General features: G+C 68.3%; 6 protein-coding genes. 2 read left to right on the plus strand and 4 right to left on the minus strand.

The window, feature by feature from the left end:
• Positions 1-16 precede the first annotated feature (16 nt).
• Positions 17-16,591: an amino acid adenylation domain-containing protein gene (locus ACFWUR_RS13775; protein ID WP_378906542.1), complete on the minus strand. Its 16,575-nt coding sequence runs from the start codon at positions 16,589-16,591 to the stop codon at positions 17-19.
• 272 nt (positions 16,592-16,863) lie between these two features.
• On the opposite strand from ACFWUR_RS13775, the gene ACFWUR_RS13780 reads away from it, so the two are divergent.
• Positions 16,864-18,090, plus strand: coding sequence for a PucR family transcriptional regulator (locus tag ACFWUR_RS13780; protein ID WP_378906544.1), 1,227 nt, complete (start codon positions 16,864-16,866; stop codon positions 18,088-18,090).
• Positions 18,091-18,259: 169 nt separating this feature from the next.
• On the opposite strand, the gene ACFWUR_RS13785 is transcribed toward ACFWUR_RS13780, so the two are convergent.
• A complete protein-coding gene (locus ACFWUR_RS13785) occupies positions 18,260-18,835 on the minus strand; it encodes a CGNR zinc finger domain-containing protein (protein ID WP_378906545.1) in 576 nt (191 codons plus the stop codon).
• A 103-nt stretch (positions 18,836-18,938) separates the two neighbouring features.
• Between ACFWUR_RS13785 and ACFWUR_RS13790 the strand changes: the two genes are divergently transcribed.
• On the plus strand, positions 18,939-20,111 hold the full coding sequence (locus ACFWUR_RS13790) for an epoxide hydrolase family protein (protein WP_378906546.1): 1,173 nt from the start codon (positions 18,939-18,941) through the stop codon (positions 20,109-20,111).
• Positions 20,112-20,584: 473 nt separating this feature from the next.
• Here ACFWUR_RS13790 and ACFWUR_RS13795 read toward each other — a convergent pair whose 3' ends face one another.
• Both ACFWUR_RS13795 and ACFWUR_RS13800 read right to left on the minus strand, forming a co-directional pair.
• Positions 20,585-21,673, minus strand: a complete 1,089-nt coding sequence (locus tag ACFWUR_RS13795; RefSeq protein WP_378906548.1) for a fatty acid desaturase family protein — start codon at positions 21,671-21,673, stop codon at positions 20,585-20,587.
• Positions 21,674-21,874: 201 nt separating this feature from the next.
• Positions 21,875-23,689 carry an AMP-dependent synthetase/ligase gene (locus tag ACFWUR_RS13800; protein WP_378906550.1) on the minus strand — a complete coding sequence of 605 codons (1,815 nt, stop codon included), beginning with the start codon at positions 23,687-23,689 and terminating at the stop codon, positions 21,875-21,877.
• Positions 23,690-23,706: the final 17 nt, after the last annotated feature.

Consider the following 23,706-nt stretch of genomic DNA (forward strand, 5'->3'; position numbering starts at 1 on the left):
GTCGCGCCGCAACCGGTTACGACTGGCCGAGCTTCTCCCGCAGGGTGTCGGCGATGACGGCGAGGGCGTGGTCGTCGGTCATTCGCCAATGGGTCGCGTCCACGCGATGGTTGTCGACCGAGCCGGTCACTGCCTCGGACCAGGACGCCGCACCGGCGGTTGCGGTCGGATCATCATGGGCCGCGGTGAAATAGGTGATGGTGCCGTCGAAGCGGCGGGGGCGATAGGCGGCGTCGAGGGTGACCGAGGTGATCGCCGCGTCGACGATTCGGTCGATGCGGGCGGGGTCGAGACACGCTTGCGGGGCGGACAGTTCGAACAGGGTTCGAGCGAGTGCGTGCAGGTCGAGCGGTTCCGTGAGGTTCACTTCGTGGGCGCCGACGAATCCGCCGAGCAGGTCGGTCGCGGTCACGGTGGTGGTGGCGACGGCCGTCGATGCCGACGACAGGGTGCTGTCGAGCATCGCCAACACCGCGACGTCCTCGCCGTCCTCCTGCAGCTGCACCGCCATGGCGTGGGCGATGACGCCACCGAGGGACCAGCCGAGCAGGTGGTACGGGCCTTCGGGTTGCACCGCGCGTATTTCCTTGAGGTAGCGCAGGGCCCATTCCTCGATCGAATCAGGAAGGGGCTCAGCCGAACTCAACGCCGGTGATTGGAGACCGTAGAGCGGGCGGTCGAGGTGGGCGGCGAGGCCGCTGAAGGACCAGGCGAGGCCGCTGATGGGGTGGATGCAGAACACCGGCTCGCCGGTGCCCTCGGCGCGCAGGGGCAGCAGGACATCGAAAGCGGCCTCGGTACCCGCGCTGTCGGTGCCCTCGGCGCGCAGCGCAGCGACGATGCCCGCCGGGGTGGGTGCGGTGAAGATCCAGGTGACCGGGATGGTCGCGGCCGTCGCGGCCCCGAGCTGGGTAGCCAGGCGGGTGGCGCTCAGGGAGGTGCCGCCGAGTTCGAAGAAGTGGTCGTCGATGCCGACACGGTCCACCCCCAGGACGTCGGCGAAGATGCCGCAGACGGTGTGTTCGACGGCCGTGGCCGGGGTGCGGTAGGTGCGGGCGGCGAATTCGGGGGCAGGCAGGGCGGCGCGGTCGAGTTTGCCGGTGTGAGTCAGCGGGACTTCGTCGAGGACCATGATGGTGGTGGGGACCAGGTGGGTGGGCAGGACGTGGGATGCCCACTGCACGAGGCTGTCCGGGGTGACCTCGCGACCTTGCCCGGCGACCACATAGGACACCAATACCGTTTCTCCGGATCGGTTCTCACGCCCGACGGTGACGGCGAAGCCGACGTCGGGGTGGGAGGCCAGGACAGCATCGATCTCCGCGAGTTCGATCCGGAATCCGCGGATCTTGAGCTGGAAGTCGGTGCGGCCGCGGTATTCGAGTTCGCCGTGTGTGCTCCATGCGGCGAGATCGCCGGAGCGATACAGGCGCCTGCCCGGGTGGAACGGGTTGGCGACGAAACGTTCGGCGGTCAGGTCGGGGCGGGCGAGGTAACCGGTGGCCAACTGGTCACCGGCCAGATACAGCTCGCCCGCGACACCCACGGGGACCGGGCGTAGTCGCGCGTCCAGAACATAGACCTGACTGTTCCAGGCCGGTGTGCCGATCGGCACGGTGCTCGTGTCGGCGGCGCTCACGCGGTGGCTGGTGATCGACACGGCGGCCTCGGTGGGGCCGTAGACGTTGAACAGGGCGGTGTTCGGGGCCACGGTCGCGAATCGGCGAGCCAGTGCGACCGGGAGGGACTCGCCGATGGCCAGCACCCGACGCAGTGACGGCGGCAGTGGCGCGGTGAGCAGGGCATCGAGCATCGAAGGCACCGCGTGCAGGGTCGTCACCCCTTCGCGGCGCATCAGATCGGCGAGGTAGGCCGGGTCGCGGTGACCTTCGGGTGCGGCGAGCACCAGTCGGCCGCCGCAGACCGCCGCGGACCAGAATTCCCAGACCGACAGGTCGAACGTGGCCGCGGTCTTGAGCAGCACGCTGTCCTGCGCGGTGAGACCGAATTCGGTTGTCTTCCAGCGCAACTGGTTGACGATCGCGGCATGCGAGACCGCCACACCCTTCGGGCGGCCGGTCGATCCCGAGGTGAAGATCACGTAGGCGGTGTTCGCGGCGCGCAGCGGTGCGCGGCGGTCGCGGTCGGTGATCGGGGCCGGGCTGTGTGTCGAGAGGTCCAACTGTTCGACACACAGCACAGCAGTCGCGCTGCGGCCACTGCCCGGGATCGCGTCCGTCGCGGCGAGCCAGGTGTCGGCGCTGGTGAGGATCAGCAACGGGGCGGCGGTGTCCAGGATGTACTCGGTGCGCGCCGGAGGTTGGTCGGGGTCGATCGGGACGTAGGCGCCGCCCGCAGTGCTGACCGCGTACATCGCGACGACCAGGTCGACCGAACGGCGCATCGCCAGCGCCACCCGGGTTTCCGGGCCGACGCCGGCGGCGATGAGGCAACGCGCCAATCGGTTCACTCGGGCGTCCAGATCGGCGTAGGTCGAGCGCACGCCGTCGGCGACGAGGGCTTCGGCGTCCGGGGTCGAGGACACAGTGGCATCGAGCAGCGAGACCAGGGTGGTGTTCGGATCACCGTGCCGCGCTGTGCGGTTCCAGGTGTCGAGGATCTGGACGCGTTCGGCCGGGGCGAGCAGGTCGATGGTGCGCAGCGGTGCGCCGGGGTCGGTGACCACCGCGGTGACGAGGCGGGTGAGTCGCGCCAGGAATCCCTGCACGGTGGCCGCGTCGAACAGGTCGGTGGCGTAGGTGCAGTAGCCGAAGATGCCGGCGGGGGACCCGTCTGCGGTGTAGCGGTCGGCCAGGATCAGGTGCAGGTCGAACTGGGACAGCTCACGGTCGAGCTCCACCGACGACACGCTCGTACCGGGCAGCTCCATCCGCACCTCGGCCAGGTTCTGGAACGACAGACCCACCTGGAACAGCGGGTGCCGGGCGGTGGAACGGGCCGGGTTGAGGACCTCCACGAGCCGTTCGAACGGGATGTCGGCGTTGGCGAAGGCAGCGAGGTCGATGTCGCGTTGGCGGGTCAGCTGTTCGGCGAAACTCGCGTCGGCGTCGACTCGGGTACGGAAGACCAGGGTGTTGACGAACATGCCGACCAGGTCGTCGAGGACCGCGTCGCCACGGCCCGCGACGGGGGTACCGATGGCGATGTCGGTGGTGCCCGACAACTCGGCGAGCACCACCGCGAACGCGGTGTGCACGGCCATGAACAAGGTCGCGCCATGGGTGCGTGCCAGTTCGGTGAGCGCGGCGTGGGTGGCGGTGTCGACAGTGAACGGCACCCGCCCGCCCGCGTAGGACTGGATCGCGGGTCGTGGCCGGTCGCGGGGCAATTCGAGCTGGTCGGGCAGGTCTGCCAGCGCCTGCTGCCAGTAGCCGAGCTGGACAGCCGACATCGAGGCGGGGTCGGTCTCGTCGCCGAGCAGGGTTCGCTGCCAGATCGCGTAGTCGGCGTACTGCACGGGCAACGGCGCCCAGGTGGGGGTTTTTCCGTCGACGCGGGCGGTGTAGGCGCGAACGAGGTCGCGCGCGAGGGGGCCGCCGGAGAAGCCGTCACCGGCGATGTGATGAACCGCCATCGCCAGGACGTGGTCGTCCGGGCCCAGCGCGAACAAGGTCGCGCGCACAGGCACTTCGGTGGTGACGTCGAAGACCGTCGACACCAGTTCTGTCACCGCGGCTGTCACGGCTTCGTCCGAACCGACGTCGGCCTGGTTGTCGGCGCCTCGCGCGGTTGTGGCGAGCTGGAGGCGTGGCACGTCCGGGTGGTCGAACGGCAGGACCACCTGTGCCGGTGCCAGATCGAGGGTCGGGTAGACCGTGCGCAGGATCTCGTGGCGGGTGACGAGATCGGTGAACGCCTGCCGCATCGCCACGGTGTCGAGCGCGCCGGTCAGGCGGAGCACGACCGGAATGTTGTACGCGGCGGTCCCGGTGTCGAAGCGGTTGAGGAACCACATGCGTTGCTGGGCGGGTGAGAGCGGGATCTGCGCTGGTCGCGGACCCGCCTGCAGGGCGGGGCGGTGGGCCGCGCGTGTCAAACCGGCGACGGCGTTCGCGCATTCGGCGACGGTGGGTGCGGCGAACAGCACCCGCACCGGAACCCGGATGTCGACCGCCGCGCCGAGCCGTGCGGTCAGGCGGGTGGCCAGCAGCGAGTTGCCGCCGAGGTCGAAGAAGTTGTCGTCGGCGCCGACGCGGTCGGCACCGAGCACCTCGGCGAAGGTCTCGGCGACCGTGCGTTCCCAGCCGGTCGCGGGTTCGCGGTAGGCGCGTGTCGCGAATTCCGGTGCGGGAAGGGCATTTCGGTCGATCTTGCCGGTCGCCGACAGGGGGATGTGGTCCAGGGCGACAACGGCGGCGGGGACCATGTGCGCGGGCAGCATCGACGACGACCATCGGGTGATGGCGCTGGGATCGATGTCGCGCCCCGTCACATAGGAGACCAACGCGGTGTCACCGGCAGGGTTCTCGACGCCGAGGGTGAGGGCGAAACTCACCTGCGGGTGCCGCAGCAGGACCGCGTCGATCTCGCCGGGCTCGATCCGGAAGCCACGGATCTTGATCTGGAAGTCGGTGCGGCCCAGGTACTCCAGCTCATAGGTGTCGCTGTGCACCCAGCGCACGCGATCGCCGGTGCGGTACATGCGGTCGCCGGGCCCGGCCCACGGGCAGGCGACGAAACGGTCCGCGGTGGTGGCGGCGCGGCCGCGGTACCCGCGGGCGAGCGCGGGACCCGCCAGGTAGAGCTCACCCGTGACGCCCACCGGCACCGGATGCAGGCGGGCATCGAGCACGACCGCGCGCAGGCCAGGGACGGGGCGACCGATGGTGACGCGGTCCCCGGCACGCAACGCCGAGTAGGTCGCACCGATGGTCGCCTCGGTGGGCCCGTAGCCGTTGAGGAATCCGCGGCCGGGCTGCCAGGTGGCCAGGAGTTCGGGGGTGGTGGCTTCCCCGCCTGCCGACACGCACAGCAGGTCCGGCAGGGCTGCCGGGTCGAGGGTGCTGAGCAGGGCCGGGGTGATGATCGTGTGCGTCACCTGTTCGGTGCGCAGCAGGTCGTCGAGCTCGGCCCCGCCCAGGATGTCCGGTGGCGCGACGACCAGGGTGGCACCGTGGTGGAAGGCGGTGGCGAGTTCCTCGATCGACTGGTCGAAGCTGGGCGAGCAGACGTGCAGCATGCGGTGGTCGTGACGCAGGCGCATCAGGGCCGCCGAGTGGGCGACGAGGGCACCCAGCCCGGCGTGGGTGACCGAAACGCCCTTGGGTGTGCCGGTGGAGCCGGAGGTGTAGATCACGTAGGCGAGGTTGTCGCGACGCAGGGGCGCTCGGCGGTCGCGGTCGCGCACCGGGGTCGACGCGTGGGCGGCGATGCGGGCCCGGGCGGTCGGGTCGTCGAGGGCCAGCCAGCGCAGTGTTGCGGGGAGTCCACTCGCACGCTCGGCGACGGTCAGGCCGACCGTCGCGCCGGAATCGTCGAGCATGTGGCGAATACGGTCTTCGGGGTAGTTCGGATCCACCGGCAGGTACACGCCGCCGGCCTTGGCGACGGCCCACAGGGCCAGGATCGACGCGTAGGAGCGCGGGATGGCCGAGGCGACTACTGTTTCCGGGCCGATTCCCTCGGCGATGAGGACGCGGGCCAGACGTGAGGAGTCGGCATCCAGGGTGCCGTAGGTGATGCTGTCCACGGTGTCGCGCACGGCGATTCGGTGCTGACCGAAACCGGTGCCGCGGACCAGGAGCTCGGGCAGGGTGCCGATGGTGGAGGGGGTTGTGCCGTCACCGAGATGAGTCAGGAAGGTCGACTCGGCGTGATCCGACAGCGGGAGATCGCCTGCCGCTGTCGCGGGCCGCTCGGCGACGGCGGTGAGCAGCCGGACCAGGCGGCGGCCGAATGTCTCGGCCTCGGGGGCATCGAAAACTGTTCGCGCGTAAGACATCTCGATCGACACATCCGACCGCGACTCGGTCACCGTCAGGGCGAGGTCGTGGGTCTGGCCCGGGTCGACCGACAAGGCCGAGTCGACGGTACGGGCGCTCGAACGCGGCTCGAACGCGGCTCGCGCAAGTCGGTCGTCGGACTTGTTCGGTGCCGATCGCAGCGGGTCCCGGTGGTTCGCCGCCGCACCGTCGTCGGTGCTCGTCGCGGTGGCGGGGAAAGCCAGAGACACCTGTCCCAGGGCATCGGGGGTGACGTCGAGCAGCTCGGCGAGTTCGGTCAGGGGGATTGCGGCGTGCGCCATGGCCTGGGTCTCGGCGTGATGAGCCGGTGGGAGGAGATCGAGGAACGGGGCGGACGGGTCGATCGCGGTGCGCAGCACCAGATCCGGGTCGCACGTCGTGATCACTACGTCGTCGGAGTCGGTGAGGCGCGCGAGCAGGACTGCCACCGTGGTGCGGAGCAGCGTCGGCCAGCTCACGTTCGCGGAGTCCGCGAGTTCGCGAAGGTCTCGGTGCACCGTCGCCGGGACCACGAATCGGATACTGCCCCGCTCTCGCTCGGCTCCGCCACGGCTGTCGAGCGAGAGCCCGCCGCGCGTGAGCGAGCGGCCGACCGGCGCGATGACATGGTCGGTGGGCAAGACCGGCCGGGCGGGCAGGTCGGCCAAGGTCTTACGCCAGTAGCGGGATCGGGTGATCGGGTCGGTCGGGTCGGAGGCGAGCTGTTCGACGACGCGAACAGCAGGCGCGGTCGGTGTCGCGACGAGGTCGCCGACAGCGGCACGGAGCCGGTCGGTGACCGCGCGGGCCACCACCTCGGAGACCAGGTCGCGGCGGTACTTGATCTGCACCTGGGTGCGGACACCGAGGAAGACCAGGACCGTGATCGGGTAGTGGGTGTGGTCGGCGCCGTGCAGGTCGTCGATGGTCAGGTTGTCGAGCGCCCCACCTGCCTGCTGGAGGCCTTCGACGTCGACGGGGAACGACTCGAAAGCGAGCATGGTGTCGAACAGCTCACCGAGTCCCGCGACACGCTGGATCGCGCCGAGCCCGAGGTGGTGGTGATCGAGCAGGCAGGCCTGTTCGGCCTGGACAGCGCGGATCAGGTCGCCGGCACTGTCGGTGGGGTGAACGCGCACGCGCACCGGGACCGCGTCGACGAACAGTCCGATCATGTCGCCGACGCCGTCGAGCTGCGGCGGCCTGCCCGACACGGTGGCACCGAACACGACATCCTCGCGCCCGGTACTGGCGGCGAGCACCAGCCCCCACGCCGTCTGGAACACGGTGTTCGCGGTGACGTCGGCCGCCGCGGCGACAGCGGTCAGTTCCGCCGTGCGCGCGGCATCGAGTTCGAACTCGCACAGGCCGTAGCCTTCGCCGGTCGCCGGCGGCCACGTCAACTCGGGGGCGAGCATGGTGGTCCGCACCCCGTCGAGGACGTCGGACCACGCGCGCTCGGCGGCGGGGCGGTCCTGTCGGGTGAGCCACTCGAGGTAGTCGCGGTAGGGGCGCACCGGTGGTAGCGGGGTCGCGTCGCCGTGGGTGGCGTAGAGGACGAGCAGTTCCTTCATCAGCAACGGCATCGACCAGCCGTCGAGGAGGATGTGATGGCCGGTCAGGACGAGGTGGCTGCGCCCGGAACCGGTGCTGTAGACCGTGAATCGCAGCAGCGGCGCGACCGTCGGGTCGAAGCCCCGTCGCTGATCGGTGGCGAGCAGGGCGGGCAGCTCGGCGTCGGTGGCGTCCACGACGCGCAACGGTGCTTCGACGACGTCGGCGACGAGTTGGACCGGAGTGCCGTCGGATGCGGTGACGAAGGCCGAGCGCAGGTTGGCGTGACGCTCGAGAACCGTCGCGGCCGCATGGCGGAGCCGGTCGATGTCGAGTTCACCGGACAGTTCGGCCATGAGCTGGATGACGTAGGCGTGGACCGACTCGTCCAGCATGTCGCCCAGCGCCAGCAGCGAGTGCTGCAACGGCGACAGCGGCAGCACGTCCGACAGGCCGCGACGGGTTCGGCGCCACGTGTCGAGGTCGGTCTGGGTGACCGGCACCAGCGCCACGTCCGACGGGGTCAGACCGCCCGCGCACGGGTGCGCGGTGTGGTCGGCCAGCGCCGTGAGCCAGCTCGTCCAGTCGTCGGCCAGTTCCTGGACCTCGGACTCGGTCACAATGCCGGTGGCGTAGCGGAAATCGGCCTGCAATTGCAGACCGGTGTCGGTGGCGACAGCGATCGCGTTGATGTCGAGGACGGTGTGCGCGGGCAGGGCAGGGTCGTAGTCGACCTCGATCTCGCCGAGTTCGGCGGTGGGCAGCCACGCGGTGTCGTCGCTGGACCGGGCCGCAGTCGTCGCGCGACCCAGATAGTTGAAACCGATCTGGCCGACACTGCCCGACAACAGGTCCCGGACTTCCGGATCGCGGCGCAGCAGGCCGAAACCGATGCCGTTGTCGGGCACAGCCAGCAGCTGCTCCTTGACGGTGCGCACCGTCGCGGCGAGTGCTTCGTCGTCGAAGGTGGCGGGTGTGATGGCGGACAGGTCGACGGCGACGGGGTAGACGGTGGTGAACCAGCCGACGGTGCGGGTCAGGTCGGCGCCGGGGACGGCGTCCTCCTGCCTGCCGTGGCCTTCCAGTCGCAGGCGCAGAGTCGGGGAATCGATGCCGCGACGGGCACGCCACACGCGCACAGCCAGGGCCAGCGCCGCGAGCAGCGGGTGGTCGGCGCCCGCTCGATACTGCGCGGGCAGGGTTGTGAGCAGCGGTTCGGTGATCTCGACAGGTATCCGCACCGTGATCGACCGCATCGTCGCGCCGGTGTCGAGGCGAGCGTCGACCGCGCGGGCGCCGAGCAGGGGGTCGGGGGCCGACAGGACCCGCTGCCAATGGTCGAGTTCGGCGGTGCGGTCGGTCGCGGCGAGGCCGTGCGCCCAGCGCCGGAACGAGGTCGCGACCGGCGGAAGGGCGATCGGTTGACCTGCCGCGTACTGAGCCCAGGCCACGACCAGGTCGGGCAGCAGGATCCGCCAGGAGACACCGTCGATGACATAGTGGTGCGCGGCAACCGCGAGGACATCGCGAGCATCGTGCCTGCGAACCCAGGTGAAGGCGATCATGCGAGCGGCAGCGGGATCGAGCGCTGAAAGGGCTGAATCCATGGCGGCGCTGCCGATTCGGGTCAGCGCCTCAGGTGAGATCGGCGCGTCGCCGGACCGTCCGGCCTCGATCTCTGTGATCAGCGAGTCCACCTCGACGACATGGTGCGGCAGGACCTCCCACCGCCAGTCGTCGCCGTCTCGCCGCAGGCGCGAGCGCAGCATGTCGTGGTGGCGCAGGATCGCGGCCAGGATCGTCCGCAGGCCCGCGCGATCGATGTTCTCGGGCAGTGCCAGGACCATCGTCTGGGCGAACCGGTCGCTCGAGCCGGTGGTCAGGAAGTCGGCCATGACCGGCGTCAGCGCGACGTCGCCGACGCCGCCACCGGGCAGTTCTGCCAGGACGGGCGTGTTCGGGCTGTCGAGGGCGGCGATATCGGACAGCTTCGCCACCGTGCGGTGCTCGAACACATCGCGGGTACTGATGACGATGCCTGCCGCGCGGGCGAGCGAGACCAGCTGGATCGACAGGATGCTGTCGCCGCCGAGCGCGAAGAACGAATCGTGCACACCGACCTGTGACACGCCCAGAACGCGGGCGAACAGGTCTGCCAACAGGGTCTGCACCGTGCCCGTCGGTGCGACGGCGGGCTCCGCCGCCGTGACCGGTTCGGGCAGGGCGTCGCGGTCCAGTTTGCCGTTGGAGGTCAGCGGCAGCTTGTCGAGGACCACGATCGCCGACGGCACAGCATGCGCGGCCAGGCGGTCGGTGGCGTAGTCGGTGAGCGTGTGCGGGTCGGCCGCGTGGCCCTGGGTCGCGAGAACATAGGACACCAGCGTTGTCGATCCGGCGGGTGTCCGCCGACCCACCGTCACCGCGAAGGCGACATCGGGGTGACCGACGAGCACGGCATCGATTTCGCCCGGTTCGATCCGGAAACCGCGCACCTTCAACTGAGCGTCCGCGCGGCCGAGGTAGTCGATCTCACCGCTGTCGCGGCGGCGCACCAGGTCACCGGTGCGGTACATGCGGGAACCGGGCGCACCCCACGGATCCGGGACGAACCGCGCCGAGGTCGTCGTCGGCTGATTGCGGTAACCGCGTGCCAACGCGTGACCGGTCAGGTAGAGCTCCCCGGTGACGCCCAGCGGCACCGGGTTCAGGCGGGAGTCCAAGACCATCGCGTGCGTGCCCTGCACCGGTGTGCCGATCGAGACGGGTTGTCCGGCAGTGAGTTCGGCGTACGTCGAGATGATCGTGGTCTCGGTGGGACCGTAACCGTTGAGGTAGCGGCGGCCGGGCTGCCAGGTGTCGAGTATTTCCGGGGTGGTCACGTCGCCGCCGACCGACAACGACTCCAGAGCGTCCAGACCGGCCGGGTCGAGGGTGCCAAGGACCGCGGGGGTGATGATGGCGTGGGTGACCGACTCCGCGGCCAGCAGGTCCGCGAGTTCGACACCGCCCGCGATGTCGGACGGCACCACGACCAGCGTCGCGCCGGTGGCGAAGGCGCACAGCCATTCGAGCACGGACGGGTCGAACCACGGCGCGCAGATGTGCAGGAAGCGGTGCTCGGACTCGAGGCGGTAGCGGCGCACGGCTTCGTCGACCAAGCAGGCCAGGCCGGCGTGGGTCACCGTGACGCCCTTGGGCAGACCCGTGGAACCAGAGGTGTAGATGAGGTAGGCGGGGTGCTCGACCCGCAACGGTGCGAGACGGTCCGCATCGGTGATCGGCGTCGCCGGATGCGTCGCGGCGGCCCGGTCGAGATCGTCGAGCGTCAGCCAGTGCAGATCGTCGGGCAGGTCTGGCCGATGTGGTGCGGCCGTGATGCCGACCTTCGCACCCGAGTCGCGGACCAAATACTGGAGACGCTGAACGGGATTGCGCGGATCCATCGGCACATACACACCACCCGCCGCGGCGACGGCGAGCCCGGCGAGGACCATGTCCCAGGACCGCGGAAGGGCAACGGCGACAGCGACTTCGGGGCCGACACCCCGGGCGATCAGCGCGCGCGCCGATCGGGCGACCCGCTCGGTCAGCTCGCCGTAGGTGATCGACATGCCGGCGTGGCGCACCGCGATGCGGTCGTGGCCCAGTGCGCTGCCGCGCGCCGCCAGGTCGGGAAACAGCGCGATGGCGGGGTCGGCGACGGTGTCGCGCGCGGTCAGGGCCGCTTCTTCGGCGGCACTGAGCACGGGGAGATCACCGACCGGGGCCTGCGGGTGTGCGATCGCCACGCGCAACAGGCGGACCAGGCGTTGCCCGAACACCTCGACCGTTTCCCGATCGAACACAGCGCCGGCGTAGGCGAATTCGACAGTGGCACTCTCGGCGGAGTCGCCAGCCGCGCCCGGCCGCAGATCCCCGATAGTCGGCCGGGCCGTGTCCGACCCGTGCGAATCCAGCAGCCGGTCGACGTACTCGGCTCCGGGCCGATTCTCGTTCGAAGGGCCCGGCATGAGCAGGGTGAGAACGAGATCGCACGGCACCGCGTCCGCGGACGAGAACGGCGCGGAGACCAGGCTGACCCGCACCGTGCGGGCCCTACCGGTTCGCGCGAACGCCCGTCGGGCATTCGCGGTGGCCTCGGCCAGCAGTTCGTCCACGGACACGCCGCCCCGCACCGGCAGTCGCAGCAGCAGATGCGTGCCGGGGGACCGCGGGCACGGGGTATCGATCGCGATGTCCTCGGTGCCGGACAGTCGGGCGAGCAGCACCGCGAAGACCGTGTGCACGAGGCCGAACACCGTCGCGTCACGGGCACCGGCGAAGTCCCGCATCCGCTCGAGGAGATCGGCGGGGATCTCGCAGGAGACGCGAGCGTCGGTCACCGCGGGGGTCGCGGAGCGGGCGCGATCGGTCGGAAGGCGCAGTTCGCGGGGCAGGTCCGCGAGGACCGAACGCCAGTAGGCGGTGTCCGCGATCGGGTCGTCGTACTGGGTCAGCAGCTGGGCAGCAGTGCGTTCCGGGGTTCGGACGAAGGCGTCGAGGGTGGCGCGCAGGCGATCCGCGAGCGCGTGCGCGATGCCGGAGTCGATCACGTCCGAGCGGTACTGCACGCCGACGCGAATCCCGTCGCCCACCTCGACGCCGACAGCCACCGGATAGTGCGTCGCGTTGGCAGCCTGGACCTCGACGATCTCGAGGCCGTCGATGGCGCCGTGCGCGCGGCGCATTCCCTCGGTGTCGACGGGATAGGACTCGTAGGCCATCAGGGTGTCGAACAACTCGCCCGCACCCGCGGCCCGCTGGATCTCGGCGAGACCCAGATGGTGGCCGTCCAACAACGCGATCTGTTCGGACTGCACCTGCGACAACATGTTTCGCAGCGGCTCGCGGTCGTTGAAGCGGACTCGAACGGGAATGGTGTTCGCGAACAGCCCGACCATGCCGTCGACACCGTCCAACTGCGGCGGACGCCCCGAGACCACCGCGCCGAACACCACGTCGCCGCGCCCGACCGCACCGGCCAGCACCACACCCCACGCCGCCTGGAACAGGGTGTTCACCGTGACGTCGTTGGCCGCGGCACAGGCCGACAGGTCCGCGGCCTGGGCCGATGACAGCTCGACGGTGCACAACCCGTGCCCCACGGTCGACTCGGACGGCGGGGTTACCGCGGCGGTGAGCAGGGTCGGCTCGTGCCCGGCCAGCGCCTCGCGCCATTTCTGTAGGGCGGCGGCACTGTCCTGAACGGCCAGCCAGGCGAGGAAGTCCCGGTAGGGACGCACCCGCGGCAACACCGCGGCAGCGCCGTCCGCGGCGTAACACAGCAGCAGTTCCTGCATCAGCAACGGCATCGACCAGCCATCGACCAAGAGGTGATGCGCGGTGAGCACCAAATGCATGCCGCCGGCGCGGCGGTACAGCGTGAAACGCAGCAGCGGTGCGACAGAGAGCACGAAACCGATCCGCGCCTCGGCGGCCAGGAACTCATCGGCATCGGCGAGCTCGGTGTCGACGATCCGCCACGGCACCGTCACACCGTCGGCGACGAAGCCGACCGGAGCACCCGTCGCCGACGACCCGAAAGCCGTGCGCAGAATCGCGTGACGATCCAGCACGGTCTGGGCAGCCCGGCGCAGGCGGTCGGTGTCGACCTCGCCGGACAGCTCGACAGCCAACTGCACCAGGTACGGATCAGCCGCCGACACCTGGGCCAGAAACATCAAACCGAGCTGCAAGGGCGCCAACGGCAGCACATCGGTCAGGCGCGGACGTTCGCGATGCCAGGTGTCGAGTTCGGCCTGGGTGACCCGGACCAACGGCACATCGGCGGGGGTCAGGCCACCGGCCGCGGGATCGCGCAGGTGATCGGCGAGGACCGTCAATGCCTCGGTCCAGCAGTCGGCGAGCTCCCGCACCGACGACTCGTCGACGATCGCGGAGGCGTAGGAGAACGAGGCGCGCAGGTGCAAGCCCGCGTCGGAACCGGTGGCGAGGGCGTTGATGTCGATGACGGCGGCGGCGGGCAAGGCCGGGTCTTGTTCTGCCACCGGCTCGCCCCAGTCGGCGGTGGGTAGCCAGCCGTGGTCGGTATCGGCCAGATCACCCGCGGAAACGCGGCCCAGGTAGTTGAAGCCGACCTGGCCGAGGCAACCGTCGAGCAGCGCCGCCGAATCCGGGTCCAGGTGGCGCAACATGCCGAAACCGATGCCCTTGTGCGGCACCGCGCGGAGCTGTTCCTTGACCGCCTTGACCACAGCGGCCGTGGCCTCGCCACCACCCCACGCGGCTTCGTTGCCGACCGCACTCAGGTCGAGCGCGACCGGATACATGCTGGTGAACCAGCCGACCGTGCGGGTCAGATCGGCGCCCTCCACCGCGGACTGCTCACGACCGTGACCTTCCAGACGGACTCGTGTCGCGGGTGCGTCCACCCCACGCCGGGCCCGCCACAGGCGCACCGCCATGGCCAACGCAGCGAGCAAGCCGTCCTCGGCGCCCGCGCGATACAGGGTCGGCAAGTCGGTCAGGACCGCCGAGGTGACGTCGGCGGGAACCTCGACGCTGACCGTCGCCACGGTCGACGCGGTATCGCCGGCGTCGAGCCGACGACCACCCAACAGCGGGTCGGGGACCGTCAATGTCTGGCGCCAATGGTCCAGTTCCGCGCGCCTGGTCGCCGCCGCGTCGGTCAGGCCGTGCGCCCATCGACGAAACGACGTGCCGACCGGTGGCAGGATCACACGCTGACCGAACTGTGCCCCGGCGGCGACCAAGTCCGACAACAGGATTCGCCACGAAACACCGTCGATCACCGCGTGGTTCGCCGCGACCACCAGCCCGTGCGGGCCGTCCTCACGGGCGAGCCACGCGAAGCCGATCATCCGGTACGCCCGCGGATCCAGCGACGCCAGCACAGAATCCATCGCGGTCTCGGCCACAGCAGCGAGCTCGTCGGTGCCCGCGGGCACATCGATCCGGATGAGCAGGTCGTTCACGTCCACCGCGCCCGGCGCCAGTGTGTGCAGCTGCCACTTTCCGTCGACCTGACGCAGACCTGCCCGCAGCATGTCGTGATGATCGATCACCGCGGTCAGAGCATCCACCAAGGCATTTCGATCGATACCGGCAGGCAGCGCCAGCACCATCTGCTGAGTGAACCGGCCGAACACCCGCCCACCCGCCAGCGCCGCGGCCAGCACCGGCGTCAACGGCATCTCGCCCACACCACCGCCCGGAAGTTCGGCCAAGGTGGGCGCCGCTTCGGCGCCCACCACCGCCACCCGCGCCAATCCGGCAACGGTGCGATGCTCGAACACCGCCTGCGGAGTGAACGAGATCCCGGCATTACGCGCGCGCGACACCAGCTGGATGGACAGAATGCTGTCTCCACCGGCGGCGAAGAACGAATCCTCGGCACCGACCTGCTCGAGACCCAGAATCTGGGCGAACAGTTCGGCGAGGGCGATCTCGACCGGACCTTCGGGCGCCCGGGAATCGACCACTCCGAAAACCGGTGTGGGCAGGGCCTTTCGGTCGAGTTTGCCGTTGGGGGTCAGCGGGATCTCGTCGAGCGTCATCACCACAGTCGGCACCATGTGACCCGGCAGAGAGGTGCCGACGAAACGGGCTACTTCCTCGGTGTCGATCGAAATACCCTGCCGGGGCAGCACATACGACACCAGCACGGTCGCACCCGAGTCGGCCTTCGTGCCCACCGTGACCGCGAACTCGATATCGGGGTGAGCGGTGAGCGCGGCGTCGATCTCGCCGAGTTCGACGCGAAAACCACGGATCTTCACCTGGAAATCGGAGCGCCCGAGATACTCGAAGTCACCGTCCGCGGTGCGCCGCACCAGGTCGCCCGTCCGATACATGCGGGACCCGGTGCCGCCGAACGGCGCGGCGACGAATCGTTGCGCGGTGAGGCCGGGCCTGCCCTGGTAACTCTGAGCCAGCGACGGACCGGACAGATACAGCTCGCCCGCCACACCCGCGGGAACCGGGCGCAGCCGCGAATCCAGCACTGTCGCACCGACTCCGGCGAACGCCGTCCCGATCGTGATGGGCTGACCGGGCAGCAGTTCGGTGGTGCCGGTGGCGAGGATAGTGGCCTCGGTCGGACCGTAGCCGTTGAAAAAGGCCCGGTCGACCGCCCAACGGTCGACCAGGGTCGGCCCGAACGCGTCGCCCGCGACGACGACGACCCGCAGTGCCTCGAGGTCGCGCGCGTCGACAGATTCCAACGCCGCCGGGGTGATCAGCAGGTGCGTCACCCGTTCCCGGCGCAGCAGCTCGGCAAGTTCGTCACCGCCGAAGGCCGTCGACGGGGCGACCACCAGCGTGGCACCGCAATTGAACGCCAGCAGCAGCTCGAGCACGGAGACGTCGAAGTTCGGCGAGCACACATGTAGGACGCGGTCGCCCGCGCCGACCGAATAGCGTTGCGTGGCCGCCGCGACCAAGGCGCCGAGACCGCTGTGCGTGACCACCACACCCTTGGGGCGACCCGTCGAGCCCGAGGTGTAGATGACATAGGCCGGGTGCTGATCGGTCAGCGGGCGCACGCGGTCGAGGTAGGAGACGGGGTGTGCGGGATGCGCGGCGATGCGGTCGTGGTGAGCGGGAGCGTCGATATCCAGCCACTCGACCGAGTCGCCGAGCGTGTCCCGGTGCGCGGTGCAGGTCAGTCCGAGCAGCGTGCCGGAGTCGTCGAGAAGGTAGGCGATCCGTTCGGCGGGGAGGGCCGGATCGACGGGGACGTACGCGGCACCGGTCTTCGCCACCGCCCACACCGCCGCCACCGATTCGATCGAACGGGTGAATCCGAGCGCCACGACATCGCCGGGGCCGATCCCACGCGCGAGCAGCTCCCTGGCCAACCGTGACGAATACTCGTCGAGTTCGGTGTAGGTGAGTTCGCGGCGTTGCCCGTCGACGGGGGAGTAGGACACCGCGATCGCGTCCGCCGCCGAGTCGACCGCCGCGGTCAGCAGCTGGACGAACAGCGGAGTACTCGACTTTCGATTGCCTCGACCACGCGGTGCACGACGAGCTTCACGTGCAGAGGTGCGCACTTCACGCATTCGAGAACAACATCCTTCAACTGTCCGGCCCACGGCTCTGCGATGACCCACGAACCCTGTCGGATTCGGCCTACCGTGGCGGACCAGTGTCGAACGAGCGAGAAGGAGTCGATATCGGGGCGTTCGGCGACCATGACACCACATGTCACGGTGTCACGACCACATGACCGGTTTGTTTATCGACGACAAGACCGAATCAGCCCGAAATTTGTGCTGATGGCACAATGCCGTCGACAGTTTTTGTTCAAAGGACGGAAGCGAACGTGGCGACATACGGATCCCTGGTATGGGTGGGCCAAGCCCTCGGCCCGCGCGTCGACGCCATCACCGAAGACCTCATCCGGGTGACCGAGCAGATGATCCCGCTCAACGACGTCGCCGCCGACCTGGCCGACATGCGAGCCGCCAGCATCGCGGAGAACATCACCGCTGTGCAGTACGTGCTGGCGAACAACATCGACCCGACCACCGTCAGCCCGCCTCCCGGCGCGGCCGCCTACGCACAGCGCTTGGCCCGGCGAGGCGTGCCGCTGACGATTCTGCTGCGCGCCTACGGGCTCGGGCAGTACCGGATACTCGACGTGGCGATCGGGCTGATCCTCGCCGTTCCCGGCCCCGAGCAGCCCGCCCGCATCGCGGAGTTGCTCAAATTCGCGGGGTCCTACCTGGACCGGCTGAATTCGTCGATGGGACGGATCTACGAGGCGGAACGCGATCGCTGGCTCAGCAGTCGCCAAGCCGCACGCCAGCAGTGGATCGCGCGCCTGCTCGACAACGACGATGTCGACGTCGCGGCGGCCGAAGAAGTGCTCGGCTACCGACTCGACCGGCGTCACCACGCGGTAGAAGTGTGGTCCACGGCCACCGGAACGGACGCTGTGCGCGCGCTCGAGCAGGCGCGACAGCTACTGTCCGCGGCGATGCGCACCGGCGGCGGCGAACTGGTCGCGGCATCGGGGGACCGGGCCATGTGCCTGTGGTTTCCGATCGAGGAACCGTGCGCGATCGCCGACCTCACCGACCAGATCGAGGCCTCCGGATTGCCGGTGCGGGTCGCTCTCGGCCCGATCGGCGACGGACTACCGGGATTCCGGCGTTCCGCCCGCAGCGCGGCTCGGACGAAAGCGCTGGTCATGTCGGCGGGGGAGACCGCGCCCCTTGTCGTCGACTACGACACGATCGCACCCTTCGCACTGCTGTCCGACGACCCGGACGAACTGGCCGGCCTCGTCCACCGCGTCCTCGGCCCGCTGGCCGGCGACGGCGCCAAGGCGGAACTGCTGCGCAACACCCTCGAGGTGTTCCTCGCCGAAGGCGCCAGCTACTCCCGCACCGCCCGCATCCTCGACGTCCACCGCAACACCGTCCAATACCGCATTCAACAGGTCAGCGGCCGGTACGGCATCGCGGTCGACATCGACACCTTCGAGCTACGCTTCGCCCTTGGTATCTGCCGCTGGTACCGCCACGTCCTGACTCGGACATTCTGAGTCCAGGTGGTTTGTGCGACCCGCACAGCCGGATTCGGCCACCCTCAGCCGCAAACGGACCGGTTCCCCCAAGCTCTGCTGCCCACCGCACGGCCCGGACGATTCGCACGGGATTGTTTCTGGCAGTGGCGATCTCGGCTGTCAACATCCCTGACCTGGGGGAGCGGGCTCACTCCGCCGATCCCGGGTTTTCGCGCTGGTTGGCATGGAAGCGCGCCTTCTTCTGTCGATTCCCGCACGTGTTCATGTCACACCATCTGCGGGAGCGACTCCGGCTGGTGTCGAAGAAGGCTGCTCGGCAGGTCGGCGACGCACACAAGGCCAATCTTCCGTCTCGTTCGCCTGCGATGATGCTGATCGCGTCGGCCGCGATGACGCCCAGGGCGTCTTCTACACAGGAAGCCGAGCTGAGACGCCATTGCCGAGTGCCCTCGGGCGTCAGGACCGCCGCCGCCCGACCCCGCATGCTGCAGTCATTGATGACTCGGACAGCGGATGCCGGGGGAGCGTCGCGGGTCGCGGTCGCGGTCGCGGCGGCGTGAATCGACTCCCTCAGTGCCCGAGCGAGTTCGAACTGGGCAGTAGTGCAGGAGTCCACGGCGAGGTCGTTCACCGCCAGCCAGTCGACGAGCCGCTGCGGCGTGGGCATGCGCTCCACAGCGTCGCCCTGACGCTCGGTCAGGGTCGCCGTGAAGCTGGTCGCCAGCACACTCCCGAGGCGAAAGTCAGGGAACTCGGCACGCATGGAACCACCATAGCCGGTTGCGGGCACGGCGAAAGGCGTGTTAGAACCTTCTTAGACGGTTCTCTACAGGCTGTAGCCGGTTCCGCCACGGCCAGGAGGTCTCATGTCTCGCCCTACCGACCACGTGCAAGCATTCGAAGCCCACGCGACCGACGCCGAACTCGACGATCTGCGCGCACGACTAGCCGCGGCGCGACTGCCGGAGAAGGAGACGGTCTACCGGGCCGCGCCCGACCCTCGGCGCTGGGACCAGGGCGTTCCGCTCGCCGATCTCGTCGACGTCGTGAACTACTGGCGCACCGAATACAACTGGCGGTCGTTCGAAGAGCGTCTCGATCGCATCGGCCAGTTCCGCACGACCATCGACGACCTGAGCATCCACTTCCTGCACCGCCGATCAGCGCGCGAGGATGCCACCCCGCTGATCCTGACGCACGGCTGGCCGGGCAGCATCGCCGAGTTCACCGGGGTAGTAGACGAACTGGCAGACCCGAAAAGCGTAGACACTCCGGCATTCCACGTCGTGATCCCTTCGCTACCCGGCTTCGGATACAGCGACAAGCCGAGCACCACCGGGTGGGGGACCGAGAAGATCGCGGCCGCATGGGTGGAGCTGATGGGAAGGCTGGGCTACAGCAAGTTCGTAGCCCACGGCGGCGACTGGGGAGGCAATATCACCACCGTCCTCGGCGGCAGGTTCCCGGCGAATGTTCTCGGCATCCACACCACGTTCGCGGAAGGACCGCCCGGGCTGACAACGGACGGGTTGACAGCGGTCGAGCGCAAATGGACAGAGGAGACCCGCGATTTCTGGCACCACCGCGCCGCGTACGCGAAGCAGCAGGCCACCCGACCGCAGACCATCGGATACTCGCTTGTCGACTCACCGGTCGGACTTCTCGCCTGGATTCTCGACAAGTTCGCCGAGTGGTCGGACACCGACGACAGCCCGTTCGAGACCATCTCCATAGACAGCGTTCTCGACGATGTCACCCTGTACTGGCTGACGCGGACCGGGGCATCCGCGGCCCGCATCTACTACGAAAGCCACAACTCACTCGACCCCGAACTTCGAGTCGACGTCCCGTCGGCGATCACCATGTATCCCGGCGACATCGAGAAGTGTCCGCGGGGATGGGCGCAGGAGCGGTACCGACGGATCGTGCGATGGAGGTCGCCCGAAGCCGGGGGACATTTTCCCTCACTGGAGGTTCCCGCGTACTTCGTCGAGGATCTACAGGAAGGTCTCGCGGCAGTGCTGGCCGCAGGCCGGTGAAGGCGGCCGTGCCACCAGGGCAGCGACCGATATCAGCACTACTTGACATAATGTGCATTATCGGCGTTTGAAGGCGGCCTGTCGGGAGGGGGTTTTCGGAAGTTTGCAGCGGTGTGTGCTGAGTTGCACCGCACGTCGAGTGGCACCCGCTGCCGCCGGCGGTGAAACCTTCTCTGCGCGGAATGCGCGTGCGAATACTTCACAGCGTTGATTTCGGGCACTTCGGTGTGTGCGACGAAATTCGACGAATTTCGTGGCGATTCGCGTATCGGTCGATTAATGACCGTCCGTGCCGAATGCCTTCCTCGGCGACCTGACCCCGCGTTCTCGGCGAAACCGAATCGGCTACCTCGAGTCTGGCCCTCCCCCTCCCACTTCCCCGCGCTTAATTCGTCACAGTGACGAAATAATGGAGGGTGGCTGGGAGGCGTACCGCACCATTGTTTTGCATCATGATGCGATACGCCTTCGGATCAGACTGGAACAGGAACCAGCCGTCGGGATTCGACGGCCTTTTCGGAACTGGTCTCCGGGGCATCATCGGCGTCGGCGGTGAGATACTTCTCGGGCAGCGACAATTTCGCGATAGTGCGCAAGGTGAGTCCGTATTGTCGAACCAGGCTGCCGGTGGTGTAGGGCAAACGGTATTCGGCCGCGAGCTTGCGCACCTCACGTTGGATTTCGGGGAGCCGGTTGCTCGGCAGGTCCGGGAACAGGTGATGCTCGATCTGATGGCTGAGGGTGCCGGTCAGAATGCGCATCAGGGGGCCGACGTCGATATTGGCGCTGCCCAAGTACTGGCGCAGATACCATTCGCCGCGAGTCTCACCCTCGATGTCGCGTTTGGTGAATTTCTCGGCGCCGTCGGGAAAATGCCCGCAGAACGTGATGATCTGCTCCCACACGTTCTTGGTGAGGTTGGCGGTGACGTTCGCCCGCATCGTCGATTTCCAGTTCCGCCCGGTCATCGCCGGGAAGATGACGTAGTCCTTGAGCAGCTGCTTGCCGGCCTTCTGGACGATTTCGTCGCGTGCCTGCTGGAACTTCTTCTTGTCCTTCTTGCCCGCCAGCACGCGCGGGATCTCCAAGTGGTACACGCACATGCCCAGCTCGTAGAGCAGCGATACCGGGACAAGGTAGACGAAGTTACCGAGGTGGTAAGGACGCCAGCGGCGGTCGCGCGTGATACGAAGAAGCCCGTATCCTTCATCGGGGTCGAGCCCGAGTACGTTGGTGAAAACATGATGGCGGTAGTTGTGCGCTTCTTTCCAATGCGCGGCGGGCATGGAATGGTCCCATTCCCAGGTGGTGGAATGGATTTCCGGATCGTTCATCCAATCCCACTGGCCGTGCATGACGTTGTGCCCGATTTCCATGTTCTCGAGCACTTTCGACAAGGTGAGCAGGCCTGTCCCCCACCACCAACTTCTTTTCCGACCTGAGTCGAGTAACACCAGCCTGGCTGCGATCTCACACGCGCGCTGAACGCGAATAACGGTTTTGATGTATTTCGCGTCGCGCTCACCCAAGCTGGATTCGATCTGTTCGCGCAACGCGTCCAAGCGCTGCCCGAACTCTTCGATGTCGGTCGGCGAGAGATGCGTGTACGCCTCGACGTCAGATATAGCCATCTGCTTTGTAAACCCCTGTTCCGGTGCCGCGCGCCGGGCGCGGTCCTGGTGAGGATACGAACTCGAGGGGTCGATGCGAGGTAAAGCGCGGTATTTAGTTAGACGTAACAGCCAGGCGGCCCGGATTGGGTGTCACTGGCTACTGGCGGAGGCGGGTTCGTAGATCTTGTCCACCTCGCCGGCGTACTTCCTCATGACCTCTGCCCGTTTGAGCGACAGCTTCGGCGTGAGTTCGCCGGTTGCCTCGGTCCAGTCGACCGGCAGCACGCGGATCTTCTTGATCGCCTCGGCATGTGACACCTTCTTGTTGGTGTCGGCGACCACCGCGTCGATCTCCGCGAGAAGGTCCGCGTTCGCGATCAGTGCTTCGGTGGGGGTGTCGGCGGGCAGGTTGTGGCGTTGCTTCCACGCCGGTAGCGCTTCGGGGTCGAGGGTGATCAGTGCGCCGACGAACGGGCGGCCGTCACCGACCACCATCGCCTGGCTGATCAGTGGGTGCGCGCGCAGTGAATCCTCCATCAGCCCCGGGGAGACGTTCTTACCGCCCGCGGTGACGATGATTTCCTTCTTGCGGCCGGTGATGGTGAGGTATCCGTCCTGGTCGATGGCGCCGAGATCGCCGGTCTCGAACCATCCGTCGGCGAAGGCTTCCTCGGTGGCTTCGGGGTTGCCCCAGTATTCGCCGAAGACGACCGGCCCGCGCAGCAGCAGCTCACCGTCGTCGGCGATCTTGATGCTGTGGCCCTCGATCGGTCGCCCGACGGTGCCGATCCGGGTGTCGCTCGGGGTGTTCACGGTGATCGCCGCGGTGGTTTCGGTGAGTCCGTAGCCCTCGTAGATCGGGATGCCGACGCCGCGAAAGAAGTGTCCGAGCTGTGCGCCGAGTGGCCCGCCTCCGGAGACCGCCGCCTGGCACTGTCCGCCCAGCGCCTTGCGCAGCTTGCGATATACGAGCTTGTCGAACACGGCATGCTTCAGCCTGAGGACCGGGCCTGGGCCCGCGCCGTCCATCGACTCGCTCCAGTCGACGGCTGTCTCGGCGGCCAGGTCGAAGATCTTTCCCTTGCCGTCGGCGTGCGCTGTCTGCTCGGCGCCGTTGAAGACCTTCTCGAACACGCGCGGCACCGCGAGGATGAAGTGCGGGCGGTAGCTGCCGAACTGGTCGACGAGGGTGGACCAGTCGGCACTGAACGCGACGACCACTTTGGCATCGAGGGCGGCCAGCGTGACCGCACGCGCGAAGACGTGGGCGAGCGGCAGGAACATCAGCGTCTTGTTGCCCTCGGTGACGAAATCGCCCAGGGCGATGCGGTCGGACTTCGACTCCGCGTAGAGGTTGGCGTGCGAGAGGATCACGCCCTTGGGGCGACCGGTGGTGCCCGAGGTGTAGATCAGGGTTGCCGGGGAGCTCGCGTAGACCTGTGCTCGACGCACGTGGACTGCCTCGTCGCCGAGGTGGGCGCCGCGGGTGGTCAGTTCCGCGACGATGTCCTTGTCGATCTGCAGGATCTCTCGCAGCTCGGGCAGCGCGCCCGCGTCGATCTCGTCGATGATGCGGCGGTGCTTGTCGCTGTCGACCGCCAGGAGCTTCGTCGCGGAATCCTGCAGGATCCATTTGGCCTGTTCGGCGGCGGAGCTGTCGTAGATGGCGACGGTGCAGCCACCGGTCGCCCAGATCGCGTGGTCGAGCACGACCCACTCGTAGCGAGTGGGGGCCATGATGGCTACGCGGTCGCCGGGTTCGATGCCGGAGGCGATGAGGCCTTTGGCCACGTCGGTGACTGTTTTCGCGAATTCGGCGGCGGTGACGTCGGTGACGCCGCCGCTGCCGCCGGAGACGTTGAACAGCACCGTGCGGGGCGAGTGCTCCGCGTGCCGGAACACGCTGTCGGAGTTGTTCGCGTGTTCCGGAATGGTGTAGGAAGCCGGGGCTTCGAACTCTCGCATCAGTGCCCTTCCACGTG

Origin of the sequence: Nocardia sp. NPDC058633, assembly GCF_042717045.1 — a bacterium.
Lineage (GTDB): Bacteria > Actinomycetota > Actinomycetes > Mycobacteriales > Mycobacteriaceae > Nocardia.